Consider the following 13,188-nt stretch of genomic DNA (forward strand, 5'->3'; position numbering starts at 1 on the left):
GATATAAAGTGAGGTAATATTATGGACGTTAATTTGGAGTGGTATCGGGTCTTCTATTGGACCACCAAGACCGGCAGTTTGTCAAAAGCGGCCGAAGTGCTTCACATCACCCAACCCGCGGTGAGTCACACCATCAAGCAGCTTGAGAACGTGCTTGGCGGGCAGCTCTTCTTCCGTACGGCGAAGGGAGTTACGTTAACCGTTGAAGGTGAAGTGTTATTTCGTTATGTAGAGCAAGCCTTTAGCTTTATGAAAATCGGCGAGAAAGCTATCGCTGACATGCATAGCTTGCAAAGCGGGGAAATTAATATCGGGGCTAGCGATACCCTTTGTAAATACTATCTCTTACCCTATCTCGAAGCCTTTCACAATCAGCATCCAGGCGTGAAAATACGGGTTACGAACCGTACGACGCCTGAAACGTTGGCCTTGCTCAAAGAAGGCAAAATTGATTTCGGGATCGTTAGTCTGCCCGCTTCGGACAAACAAATTGAGTTCCGGGAAAGTTCCCCGATTCAAGATTGTCTTGTCGGCGGCAAGGCCTATGCACACCTTGCTGGTAATCCGATAGCTTTAGCAGATTTACATGCACACCCGCTGCTATTATTGGAACATACGGCGAGCACGAGGCGCTATATCGAGGACTTTGCTGCTTCGAAGGGCGTAACACTCTCACCCGAATTCGAGCTGGGCAGCATCGATCTTCTCGTTCAATTTGCCAAACGTGGTTTCGGACTGGCTTTTGTCATAGGCAATTATATCGCTGAGGAGCTTGCTTCAGGCGAGTTAATTGAAATCCCATTAACCCAACCTCTTCCTGCACGCCAAATAGGACTTGCAACACTTCGGGGAGTTCCACTCTCCGCGGCGTCGAAGTCTTTTATGGCCTTGCTGCCTTAATCTCAAGATACTCTCACCTATTTACTCATAAAACACCATATGAGATTTATCCGCTTTGTAATATGCGAGTCTATCCATCAGCGTCCCCGTGTGGAATTCAAACTTGTGTCCGTCAGGGTCCGTGAAATAGATGGACCTTTTATCTCGCTCATCTCTGGTTCGACCAGGAAGCAGGGGTATATTCAACTGGCGGAGCTTTTCTTCTAACGCATCAAAATCACACTCGTCAACCGTAAACGCGATATGAGTATACGAATATTGAATATCCTGGCGTGGAATATCCGTCTCTTGATTCAAAGCCAACCACTGTCCGTTCAAGTCAAAATAGGCCAGATTTCTTCCTTTTACCAATAGCTTCGCATCAAAGACCTGTTGATAAAAGTGAATGGATTTCTCTAAATCGGAGACGGAGAACAGTAAATGATTAATCACTCCTATTTTCATATCACATTCCCCTTTCGCCTATGAATAACCTCTCCCACCCTTTGCACCGGAACGCTGAACAGAATTAGCATAGCTGATAGACCATCCATCCAAGTCAGCCTCTCTCCTAACAACAACATGATAAATACAAGTGTGACAAACGGAGCAAAGAAGGTAAAGCTCGCGATAAGTGACGCAGACGAGTACTTCAATGCTCTGAAATATAAGAAAAATCCGAATACAATATTGCTGAGACAGAGCCATAAGACACCATAGAAGTCGACCATTTGAATCAACTTGCCCTGTGAATAAACCAACATCCCTACAATCGCCAGCAGCCAAGCTACCAAAGTGATGACAAAGGTACTCATTAGCATATCTTTCTTGTTTTTCTTCACTAGATTCGTAAACAACCCCCAACTCACCGCAGCAAATATCGCCAATAGATCGCCCTCAAGGTTTGTAAAACTGAAGTTGGTGAATTTACCTTTTGTTATCAATAAAACGGTTCCCATAAAACCCATAATCATAGAGAGAATTTTGTAGCGATTGAGTTTTTCTTTATGGATGGGAATTGCGAAAATCACGATAAAAATGGGAAATAAATAATTTAGCATGGATGCTTCTACTGCAGGTATGAGTTCTAAGGATTTTAGATAGAGAAAGTCATATAAAAACGTAAATACGCCGCAGGCAAGCACAAGCATCCACTCGGAAAGCGTCCATGTTAGGAAGATCGTTCCTCGCGTTTTGATGAGGATAATTGCTGCAAAAATAAACACACCAATGCCGTACATATAAAATAATACCTGATAACTGTCTAATTGGTTCAAGACCAATTTACTCACGGCAGCAACCGATCCCCATATGAGCAGCAAAAGGGGCATGAGTACAAAAGGATTCTGGGTGACATGTAATCGTTTATGATCAACTTTCATGCAAGAGGCAAATTCAACTGTACAGGGATATCTTCAGGAAAGGATGTCACTCTGAGATGTATACAGTAGGCATCCAACTTAAAAATAAGTTCATCCGCTGCTGTTAGCTCACCAAGAATGCCAGCTTCGTCTAGCCTTTCTTGCACTTGTTTAATAAAAACATGGCTGCTTACACCAAAAGTGGTGACCATGGCGGTTGGTTGCAAAGCCTTCATCGCGATCGGAATCCATTTGCGTTTCGTCGAAGGGATCACGGCATGCGCAGTGCCGCTAATCGCAAAGCAGAAATTGTCCATCATTTTATCTAATTTGAAATGAAATAGACGTACGAACATCTCCCGGAACGCTACAACATCCTCTACCGGAAAACCGACTTCTCGCAAGTATAGAATGCTGAGATCACCATGAGGCTGTAAGATCCCCTCCTTGACATAGGAATGTGCAATGATTTCCAGCAAGTTCCCATCTCCATCGCGGAAATACACATTCTTTCCCGTTTCGAACTGGTCGATGCTTCGGCCGTCTGGCCAGTCTAAAAAAGTAACACCCGTAGCATGCAGCTTGGAGACAACCGCATCAAATTCCGAGTACGGAACTTCGAATGCGATATGCACTGGATGCAGAGCTGTTTCTGTCTCTTTACATGTTAAGGTGAAGTCGTCGGTAGGCTGAAAACAAATTTCGTCCTCGGATTCCGAGATCACTGGAAATTTCAACTGTTGGCTATAAAATTGCTTAGCGCCCTGCAAGGAAACTGTCGGTACTTGCAGCCCAGCATAATGAGTAATCATGACGCCCACAACCTCTCTGAAGGCTTGCATTTGTGCCCCTTCACTTAGTATACATTTATGTATAGAAAGTTCCAATCAGAAATTATTATATAAAATTAATACGCCATTGATATTCCCCGAATACTTCCCAGCTACGCTGAAGCTAAATTGGAACTACTGGAGGGATTCCTATGCGTCTCGCGTTGTTTACCGACACTTTTGTTCCACAGATGAACGGCGTTGCACTCACCATGGGTCGGTTAACGTCCTATTTGAATCGCCGTGGCATCGATCATCTCGTTTTTTCACCGAAAAGCACGGCTGATATGGTGTACTCGGATCCCATTCGGCCCATTCGCAGCATTCCTTTGTTTCTGTACCCTGAGTGTCGACTTGCCTTCCCCAACTTAGCTGCCATTCGAACTGAACTCGACCGTTTCCGTCCTGATTTACTCCACCTTGCTACCCCATTTAACTTAGGTTTATGTGGGCTTCATTACGCGCGTAAGCGACTCATATCTCATGTAGCCTCCTATCACACCCACTTTGATCAGTACCTGACTTATTATCATATGAAGGCAGCAGTCCCCCTTTATTGGAGTTACATCAAATGGTTTCACCATTCCTGCGATGCGACCTTTGCGCCATCCAGCGATACCATTCATACGTTGCAGAAACAAGGTATCGAACGTCTGCAGCTGTGGACGCGAGGTGTCGATTGCCTGTTATATACCCCTGACAAGAAGAATAATCAGGTTCGAGAGCGTTATGGCATTACGGCCCCATACCTCTTTCTTTACGTTGGTCGAATTGCACCTGAGAAGGACATCGATACCTTATCCGCAATCATGAAAGATTTGCCCGATTCCATGAAAGCCAATGTGCACTGGCTCATCGTGGGAGATGGACCACAGCTTCAAGAGCTGCGTGAGCAAGCACCTGCGAATGTGACGTTCGCTGGGTATAAACATGGCGAAGAGCTTGCTCAGATTTATGCTTCTGCTGACCTCTTTGTCTTCCCTTCCAGTACCGAAACGTTTGGAAATGTCGTTCAAGAAGCCATGGCATCTGGACTCCCCGTAGTTACAGCGAACAGCGGTGGTGTACTCGAAATGGTGCGCCATGGGGAGAATGGCGTCTTATGTACACCACGTCAGCCGCAGTCTTTTATACAAGAAATCTGTGACTTGGTGAAACATGAAGAACGTATGCGTAGCTTCCGTGTTGAGGCCAGGGAGTTCGCTCTTGGACGTTCGTGGGATGCTATCTTCGACCAATTAATTCATGATTATGAGCACATTATTGATTCGCGTCGCATCGGAAAAAAATCTGGCTTCTATTCGGCATAAGAGGAGGACATTGGCATGCGTATAACGATTATTGGGGCCGGTTATGTGGGGTTAGTAGCTGCGGTTTGCTTAGCTAAACTAGGACATATCGTAACAGCTGTGGATCGGGAACATGTAGTCCAAGATTTACAAGATAATCACTTGAGCATCTGGGAATCGAATCTGTTTGACATGCTTGTCATAAGCCGCAGTGAAGGGAAATTATTGTTCGCAACCGATCTCATAAAAGCCTCAGCAGGAGCTGATGCCCTCATGATTGCTGTCGGCACCCCTACGCGAGAGGATGGTCAGACTGATCTTAGTCAAGTTGAACAAGTAGCAGCTCAATTGTATGCAGCTGGCAGCTGTCCTCCGCTAGTCATTATGAAAAGTACAGTTCCCGTTGGTACTTGTGACAAGCTAGAACAAAGTTTACAGGCAGCTGGCATTCGGACTGAAGTTGCCTTCAATCCTGAATTTTTACGTCAAGGCAGTGCCGTTAAGGACTTTATGCACCCAGATCGTATCGTATTCGGTTGCCATTCGCGCCAAGCTGAGGCTAAACTTCGTCAACTTTACCAAGGAATTGATGCCCCCATTCAAGTCTGTGATCGACGCAGTGCGGAACTTATCAAATACGCTTCCAATGCTTTCCTTGCAATGAAAATTTCATTTGCCAATATGATTTCTGATGTATGTGAAGGATATGAGGCGGATATTCGCCAAGTGATGGAAGGCGTTGGTGCAGATCGACGCATCGGTCCTCACTTTTTGCAAGCAGGCCTCGGCTACGGTGGTTCTTGCTTCTCTAAAGACTTACAGTCCCTGCTGACTTCCGGCAAAGCCATCGGTCGCTCACTCCCCTTACTTGAAGCAACAGCTCAAATTAATGAGGAGCGAATTCCGCAAATGATGGATAAACTAATTGCTCTATGGGGAAATCCTCGCGGCAAGCGTTTAGGTGTACTCGGTATCTCCTTTAAACCGCATACGAATGATGTGCGTGATGCGCCATTTCTCACTTTGGTGCAGCTCTGTCACCTCTATGGCATCGATGTGCAAGCTTATGATCCTGTCGTTCAGCATCTCTCTATGAAAGAGGTCACGCAGGTGGATTCTGCTTTTGAAGTATCGGCTGGTGCTGATGCGGTCATCATCCTAACGGAATGGCCGCAGTTCACTGAATTGAACTGGGTCCTCATGGTTCAATTGATGCACCAGCGTATCCTATTGGACGGTCGAAATATCTTGTCAGATGCGATGATTGCGCGGTTGATGACGCAAGAAGATGTCGTTTACATACCTGTAGGGAGGCCCGTCGTACACAGCGAAGAACATGATCTAGAACAAGCTAGGTAAATAAGAAAACGGCAACCTAAGATAGTCATAATGCCTTAGGTTGCCGTTTATGGGTTACATGGTTCTGCCTGGATCTAAACCCCTATCTTAAAAACCGTAATCTCCGGCGAACAGCCCACGCGAATGGGTAACCGCGAAGTCCCTAAGCCTCGATTGATATAAAAATGCTTTCGCTCGTCTATTTGTTTGAGTCCAACATGAAAATCTTTATACGCCCCTATCGTGCGCCCAAGCAGCCTAACCTGACCGCCATGTGTGTGCCCAACGAGCAGCAAATCATAGGACGGATGCTTATGTGCGAGTGCTGTCTTGATGATACTCGGGGAATGGGCCAGCATGATGACAAAATCATAGCGTTGTAATTCTTCTTCACTAAGTGTCATCCGTTCTTTATCATAAAGGGAGTTGTCAAATCCGTAAACCAACCCCGTCTTCTCACCCATTTGGAAAGGCACCCCACGATTGGCTAGCACAGCGATATGAGACTCTTCTATGGTTCGCATACAAGCGTCATAAGCTTGATCCGCTTTTTGCTTAGATGGTAATTCGCTGCCTATATACCGTTCATGATTTCCCGGAACAAAAAATAAATGCGTGCAGTTGATTCGTCGAATCTCCGCTAAAACATGTTCCACTTGCACCTTCGTTGAACCCAAATCCCCTGTGATCATCACGAGATCAGGGTTGACGTTATTCACTTTTTGACTCAGAGAGCCATTGATGAAGTGGGTTTGCCCATGCATATCGGATATCTGAACTACGGTGAAATTCTTCTTATCTGGTTGGCCCAGCTGAATATAGAAATAGTTAACCCAGAAGGTACTATATAGAATAAAAAGTGCGCCGAGCGCTAGTATGACGAGAATACTGGTGATGACCAACTCCAACTCCTAACCTCCCACAGACAATTTCACGACTCTTAAAATAACATTCATGCCAATATACACCTTCTGCTTCACGGATGCCACTTTTACAAGATTCACCTCTACTCCCCCAAATATAACCTATGTAGAGTAGAGAACTGAAATTTCATTGGAGAGCCTTAGTCAGAATCTAAAAAAAGAAGCGATTTTGCATCTTTTTCCACTCGAGAAGTCGCGGTCTATTAGGAAAGATGCGAATATGCATCTTTTTCCTCCCCATGTATCCTTTTTATGGAAAATCGGCAAAAAAGGATGTATTTTCGCAGCAATTCTTCAATAAACAGTCTTTTCTCCTTAAAATGATGTATTTTTGCAGTTCTCTGCTCCTATCGAGATGCTTAATGGAAACAAAAATAGGAGTAAGCTTCGCTTACCCCAAAAAACCACGACTATGATTTAATAAACACCGTCTTTACATCTGTGTAAAACTCGATAGCCGCCTGGCCTTGCTCACGTGAGCCTGAGCTCGACATTTTGACACCGCCGAACGGTGCTTGCAGCTCAACTCCGGCACTTTCAGCATTGACACGCACGAGCCCTGCCTCAATATCCTGTACGAAGGTTAGTATATTCGAAATATCCCTCGTGAAAATTGAAGCACTAAGACCGAACTTCACATCGTTAGCAATGCCAATCGCTTCCTCGCGAGTATCCACCTTCATTAAGGCGAGAACAGGTCCAAAAATTTCTTCCTGTGCGATCGTCATCGCGCTTGTCACATTTTCAAAAACGGTAGGCTCAATATAAAAGCCTGCATCTAAAGCCTCATCTTGCACTTTACTTCCACCGCAAAGCAACGTAGCACCTTCTTCGATCCCTTTGGCTAAGTAGGATAACACGGTATGATATTGCTTCTCACTCGCACATGGCCCCATCCACGTGGAGGGATCCATCCCTGGACCTACGCGGATTTGCCCAATACGTGTTAATAGCTTACTTTTAAAAGCTTCATACACTTCGCTTTGCACGATAACACGGCTCGTGGCCGTGCATTTCTGCCCGGTTGAGCGTAAGCCTCCGCTAACAGTGGCCTCAACAGCGAGATCGAGATCTGCGTCGTTGAGCACAATAACAGGATTTTTACCTCCCATTTCTAATTGGTACTTCGCCCCTTTGGCAAGTGCGCTTTGACCAACAAGCTTTCCTATACGATCTGATCCGGTAAAGGTAATACCTTGTACGTCTGGATGATCGGCGATTCCCTGACCTATGACATCCCCTTGACCTGTCACCATATTGATGACACCTGCTGGAATTCCCGCCTCCTGGAAGCATTCCATGACGAGGGCAGCCGTGATAGCTGTTTCCTGAGCGGGCTTGAACACAATGGTGTTCCCAAAAATCAAGGCAGGCGCAATTTTCCAAATAGGAATGGCAACAGGAAAATTCCACGGTGTAATAACCCCAACAACGCCTAATGGCACACGTGTTGTAAACATCAATGCTGTGCTGTCCGTTGATGGAATCACATCACCGGCCTTTCGCATGCCTTCGCCTGCATAATAGCGCAGAATAGCGACACCTCTTGCCGTTTCACCTTTTGCCTCAGGGAACGTTTTCCCCATTTCTCGGGTCATCATCTCCGCGATTTCATCTAATCGACGCTCTAGCCTATCCGCAGCCTTGAACAAGTACTCTCCACGAGCAGAGCCAGATAATTTGCGCCAGCTAAGCTTCGCTGCTTTTGCCGCACCAACAGCATCGTTCAAATCAGCAAGGGACGATTGCTGCACATACCCCACGATTTCATGTCGATTTGCAGGATCGATACTTGCCTCAACTTCACCGTTGCTCGCCTGTTGCCACTTGCCATTGATCAAGTTCAGATACGTATTAATCTCACTCATATTAATCTCTCCCGCCTCTAAACTCCGTCAATGCGGCTAATAGCGCCTTCACATAACCGATTGCATACGCCCAACCGACCCAGTTCATTTTGGATTCAGCACTTCGATGCGGCGCGCGATCCATCTCAAGCGACGTAATGTGATCGGGATTAATACAACCGTTATAACCAACCTTATGAAGCTCCAGCAATATTTTAGCCATATTCATATGTCCATCGTCTAGCATAGCCTCTTCGAATGCACCTGCTGTCGCTAAGCTTCCCCGCACATTGCGGAAATGGACAAGAAAGATTTTATCCTTCCGGCCATATTGATAAATTTCATCCAGCACAAGTGGTGTTCCTCCCGCTTCTCCACGGCTGCCAACACAATAGACAAGACCCACATTTCTGCTAGGAAAACTGTCAATTACCCGGTTCAAACCAAGCCCGCCGAACGGTGTGTTATGATAAGGCGTATCTGAAGGATGAACAGCCAGTTTCATATCATATTCCTCTGCAAGAGGAACCAGCTTGCTGAAGACAAGATCAAAGCGCTTCCACCATGCATTCAGTTGCTCTACCGTTGGCGGTTGTTTATCCAGATTACGTTTCAATGACTCTCCGCGAACTAACGCGCCACCACGATGTACAGCTGTGTACTCCTCCGCCATATAGGGAAACACATCACCTGCAAAACGCTGCCGAACTAACGTGATCCCCGCTTCGCCGAAGGTTTTAATCGCATTGCTGACGTTGTCCAACTGTATCTCAGATCCTGGCTCATCCAGCATAAAGCTCGTTGACATGTCAGGCAGCGTCACCCGATTAATTTCCATACCATGGGCGCGAACTCTGCGTTTTAATTGCAACAGCTTATCCAAATCAGGATATCCTAACTCTCGAACACCTGGGAAAGAACCACCTTGCGTAAAATCAATACAGTCAACCCCAAGTTGACACATTTGCTTCAAATCACTATCGGATAGTTCACAAGTGGGAACTTGAATCGACACTTTCATCATGACATTTTCCTCCTAACCGTTATTGGCGATCGCGACAAGGTCTAAACTTCGTTTAATAATCGTCTCCAAACGCTCATAATGCTCTTGTTCGACTTGGACGAGCGGCGTCCGAACCTCCAACCCTACTGGCAAACCAACAATGTTCATACCTGCCTTAATTAGTGATACCGCGTAGCCTTTACGCAATTGACGAATCCGGTGAATTGGTAAAATGACTTCCTGATAGATGGATCTAACCGTCGCCTGATCACCAGCAAGCAAGCTTGTATAAAAAGTTCTCGATACCTGCGGAATATAATTGGAAATGGCCGATGAGTAGGATAGATAACCTAGTGCCGAGTAGGCTGGCATGGTTAATTCTGCGAGCGGCATGCCATTCATCCATTGTAACCTTGGGCCGATTGATTGTACGAATTCAATATTCAGCTCAAAATTGCCTAAACCATCCTTAAATCCGATGACATTAGGTATGCTGATTAGCTTTTCTAACGTACTTAACGTAAAAATCGCGTTATCACGCTGATATATGATGACAGGTAAGCTAGTACTCTGGGCAAGTGTCCGATAGTAGTTAAACAATCCTTCTTGCTCAGGAATGATCAAATATGGCGGCAGCAGTAAAAGTCCATCTGCACCAAGTTTTTCTGCAAGCTGAACACGTGGTATCGCTTCTCTAATATTACCGCCTGCCCCTGCAAAAACAGGAACTTTACCAGACGCAGTCGCTACGCCTACAGAAACTAATTGTTCATATTCATTGATATCTAAGGATTGGTATTCGCCTGAGCCCGCGCAAACGAACACAGAATCCAACCCATTTTCCACCAAAAATCGGACATTTGCTTGAAAAGCTTTCTCATCCAACTGTTCATTACGATCATACGGCGTTACTGGAAATCCCATAATTCCTGCTAGTGAAATGTTCACATCTTTCCCCACTGTTCACAGCCCCTTTGCAAATTCTACTTGTCTATGAACGTAATTATAAAAAATGAAGGCGTTTTCGTCTTTATAAAAACAGGCCGCTTTTTTTCAAAAAAACCATGCTATAATAGTTTTCAATCTACTCGAGAGGAGACCCCTGCATGCTGAGTCCATCCGTTTATTCGCGTAGCAACCTGTACCTCAATCAAAATGTGGTGCAGCTGCAAGGTGCCTCCGCCTCCATCTTTGTTCATTACTGGGGAGCTAAACCGCAGCATAAGGGAAATCGTCCACATACGCATTCATTTTTCGAAATATGCTACGTCGCCGAAGGTGAAGGACAATACTTTCACGATGGGATTACCTATCCACTCCGGCCAGGAACACTATATTGCTCGAAACCCGAGAGTCGCCATTCGATCCAAAGCGATGAGGGCATGCTGCTCTTATTTTTCGCACTAGAGCCTGTCGCTGCTGAATCGAGTGAGGCATTTATGCAGGATTTCAGCCAACTCTGTGCGTATCCACATCTGTTTATTCCTCATGCAGACCGCACGGCATCGATGCTGATTTGGCAAGCTCTGCTCATCCAAGCTTCAGAGACGAACGATCGGTACCAAGAAACCATTACGCATTTAGCCTATACGCTGGTCATGAGTTGTATCTCTTTATTTTTGCAGCATTGCCGCTCTGGTGAAACATCTTCGTCCACAGCTAATTTGGAGCTGCAAGGTACTTTGAAGAAAGTCAAAGCCTACATTCAGGATCATCTTTCTCATAAAATAGCACTTAGTGACGTGGCACAGAGCCTCCACCTATCAGAACGACAGCTATCACGTCTGATATCTGATGAATTGGGACAATCCTTCCCCTCTATTGTCAAAACGGAGAGAATCAAACGCGCTGCCTATCTACTCGGCTACACGGATGTCCCCCTGAAACAAATTGCAGAGGATACCGGATTTGAAAGTATCCACTACTTTACCCAGGTGTTTACCAGGGAAATGGGCACACCGCCTAGTCAGTTTCGTAAACATTGTTTGAATTCCGAAACGGTTGATGCCTGGATTCATACTTATTTGGCTCAGGTGGCAACGCGATATCAGAAAACTCCCCCGGGGTGATTAACTGGAAAAACGAGACTGTCGATTAATGAATCGAGGCTTAATAAACATGCAACTTAGTGAATTTTTATAAAAATTGTTAGTTTCAGAGGAGGTTGTCTTTCCTTACAAAGGTACGGTCACATGCGATTTCAAATAAAGGTGTGGCATAACGTTATTTGCTACATATACATGTTCTGTGAAAATATAGCATTACGAAATAACGCTATTTCGACCAAATGGAGTGGAATTTATCCATTTAGACTGAAATAACGCTATTCTATAACGTTATTCTCCCGTATTCTCTACTAAACTAATAAATAAGATGTTTTCATAACGCTATTTTGCAAACGAGGTTCATCTCTATGTCATGGAAGCGATAAGTTATCTCGAGTTGCAAAAGTTCCCGGATGTTTCTCTAAATTTCAAATGTTTATAGGATATTCAGGATAAACAGTTAATCGACAGTCTCAAAACTCCAGCTATTTTCAGCAATTTGCTCACATTCGGCCAAATTGGTGAAATTTAACTGGAGTTTTGCCAACTACTCACTCCATCGCCGCATTCCGAAGCACCATATGAATATGATCTTCCCATACGCCATGAATTTTCAAGTATTTGATCGCTAGGCCTTCCTCATAAAAGCCCAACTTCTGAACAACCTTCATCGAAGCTTGATTGCGAGGCATAATATTGGCTTCGATCCGATGAAGCTGCAGCTCTGCGAACGCATAGGCAATCACGCCTTGGAGTCCTTCCGTCATCAGACCTTGATTGAGCAGCTCGCCATCCATCCGATAGCCCAAATGACACGATTGGAAGGCTCCTCGCACGATATTATTGAGCGCAATGGATCCAATGATTCGATGATCATACAGCATCCATACTTTAAAGAGCTGTCCGTCCTCGTGCAATTTCTTCTCTTTCTCCAACAATTCTGCGTGGTAATCTGCTGTATAAAATGACGCCTCCCGCACCATTTCCCATGGTTCTAGAAAGTCCCGATTCCGACGAAAGTAATCCACGACTAACTCACAAGAAGCGGAGTCAAGTTGGACTAAGGACATGCGTTTGGTTGAGTGAATGACTTTCATATCTATATCTGAATATGCGCGTACGGAGCCTTGTCCGATACAAGATTCAAACGGAGCCCATGCTCTAGATACGCTTTCAATCCGCACAAAACAATCGTAAAACCTTCAGTTGCATCCAGAGCTTGCTTGACGATCTCATCATCACTGCCTGTGAAACCCGTATTCGTGATCGTCACAAAGGTCGCATCATCAGCTTGCGAGGTAAATGTCCACTCGACCAAGGTGCCCCAATCAAGAAGAATTCGTTGGTTAACTTCAATATCTTTGACCTCAACCTTCGCGGTAGCGCCATACATAGCCCAATCCCATTGAACGTTAGCTCCAGTTTCTAATTTTCCGCTTCCTTTGGTAAACCAGAATTTCGATGTGATCTCAGGGTCAATAAAAGCCTCAAACACCTCATGTACGGGTCTACGAACTAACATTTCTACTTTTACGATCGGCGCTTGTATGTGTTCTTCCATCTTTTAATGCCTCCATTCACTGGCCTATTTCTCTTCATCATAGCATAGGTGGACATGCAACTAAAAACCTAAGCAACAAAACCTAAGAAAAGCAAAAACAGCTTCCAGAGAA

General features: G+C 45.1%; 13 protein-coding genes. 4 read left to right on the forward strand and 9 right to left on the reverse strand.

Translation table 11 applies throughout. From position 1 onward, the window contains the following. Positions 1 to 21: 21 nt before the first annotated feature. A complete protein-coding gene (locus AC58QT_RS05655; protein WP_497408109.1) occupies positions 22 to 900 on the forward strand; it encodes a LysR family transcriptional regulator in 879 nt (292 codons plus the stop codon). 21 nt (positions 901 to 921) lie between these two features. Here the strand turns inward: AC58QT_RS05655 and fosB are convergent, their stop codons facing one another. The 3 genes from fosB to AC58QT_RS05670 are packed head-to-tail and all read right to left on the reverse strand — an operon-like array spanning position 922 to position 3,082. Continuing rightward, positions 922 to 1,344, reverse strand: coding sequence for a metallothiol transferase FosB (gene fosB, locus AC58QT_RS05660; RefSeq protein ID WP_497408110.1), 423 nt, complete (start codon positions 1,342 to 1,344; stop codon positions 922 to 924). Further along, a complete protein-coding gene (locus AC58QT_RS05665) occupies positions 1,341 to 2,261 on the reverse strand; it encodes a DMT family transporter (protein ID WP_497408111.1) in 921 nt (306 codons plus the stop codon). The genes fosB and AC58QT_RS05665 overlap by 4 nt, the downstream gene beginning before the upstream one ends. After that, positions 2,258 to 3,082 (reverse strand): VOC family protein, encoded by an 825-nt coding sequence (locus AC58QT_RS05670; protein WP_497408112.1) that lies wholly within the window; start codon positions 3,080 to 3,082, stop codon positions 2,258 to 2,260. Before AC58QT_RS05670 ends, AC58QT_RS05665 begins: the two co-directional genes overlap by 4 nt. Positions 3,083 to 3,222: 140 nt before the next feature. On the opposite strand from AC58QT_RS05670, the gene AC58QT_RS05675 reads away from it, so the two are divergent. Together AC58QT_RS05675 and AC58QT_RS05680 are read left to right on the forward strand one after the other, a co-directional pair. Further along, positions 3,223 to 4,380, forward strand: a complete 1,158-nt coding sequence (locus AC58QT_RS05675; RefSeq protein ID WP_497408113.1) for a glycosyltransferase family 4 protein — start codon at positions 3,223 to 3,225, stop codon at positions 4,378 to 4,380. A gap of 15 nt (positions 4,381 to 4,395) precedes the next feature. Then, positions 4,396 to 5,718, forward strand: a complete 1,323-nt coding sequence (locus tag AC58QT_RS05680) for a UDP-glucose dehydrogenase family protein (RefSeq protein WP_497408114.1) — start codon at positions 4,396 to 4,398, stop codon at positions 5,716 to 5,718. Between the two features lie 74 nt (positions 5,719 to 5,792). Here AC58QT_RS05680 and AC58QT_RS05685 read toward each other — a convergent pair whose 3' ends face one another. From AC58QT_RS05685 to kdgD, 4 genes are all read right to left on the reverse strand, one after another. Further along, positions 5,793 to 6,605: a metallophosphoesterase gene (locus AC58QT_RS05685; protein WP_497408115.1), complete on the reverse strand. Its 813-nt coding sequence runs from the start codon at positions 6,603 to 6,605 to the stop codon at positions 5,793 to 5,795. A 425-nt stretch (positions 6,606 to 7,030) separates the two neighbouring features. Next, positions 7,031 to 8,488, reverse strand: coding sequence for an alpha-ketoglutaric semialdehyde dehydrogenase GucD (gene gucD / locus AC58QT_RS05690; RefSeq protein ID WP_497408116.1), 1,458 nt, complete (start codon positions 8,486 to 8,488; stop codon positions 7,031 to 7,033). A gap of 1 nt (position 8,489) precedes the next feature. Next, complete coding sequence (locus AC58QT_RS05695; RefSeq protein WP_497408117.1) at positions 8,490 to 9,491, reverse strand: mannonate dehydratase; 1,002 nt, start codon at positions 9,489 to 9,491, stop codon at positions 8,490 to 8,492. 12 nt (positions 9,492 to 9,503) lie between these two features. Then, positions 9,504 to 10,430 (reverse strand): 5-dehydro-4-deoxyglucarate dehydratase, encoded by a 927-nt coding sequence (gene kdgD, locus AC58QT_RS05700; protein ID WP_497408118.1) that lies wholly within the window; start codon positions 10,428 to 10,430, stop codon positions 9,504 to 9,506. A gap of 146 nt (positions 10,431 to 10,576) precedes the next feature. Between kdgD and AC58QT_RS05705 the strand changes: the two genes are divergently transcribed. After that, positions 10,577 to 11,539: a helix-turn-helix domain-containing protein gene (locus AC58QT_RS05705; protein ID WP_497408119.1), complete on the forward strand. Its 963-nt coding sequence runs from the start codon at positions 10,577 to 10,579 to the stop codon at positions 11,537 to 11,539. A 527-nt stretch (positions 11,540 to 12,066) separates the two neighbouring features. Here AC58QT_RS05705 and AC58QT_RS05710 read toward each other — a convergent pair. Both AC58QT_RS05710 and AC58QT_RS05715 read right to left on the reverse strand, forming a co-directional pair. After that, a complete protein-coding gene (locus AC58QT_RS05710) occupies positions 12,067 to 12,612 on the reverse strand; it encodes a GNAT family N-acetyltransferase (RefSeq protein WP_497408120.1) in 546 nt (181 codons plus the stop codon). 2 nt (positions 12,613 to 12,614) lie between these two features. Then, positions 12,615 to 13,076 carry an SRPBCC family protein gene (locus tag AC58QT_RS05715; RefSeq protein WP_497408121.1) on the reverse strand — a complete coding sequence of 154 codons (462 nt, stop codon included), beginning with the start codon at positions 13,074 to 13,076 and terminating at the stop codon, positions 12,615 to 12,617. Positions 13,077 to 13,188 lie beyond the last annotated feature (112 nt).

This window comes from Paenibacillus sp. J31R109 (genome assembly GCF_059692055.1).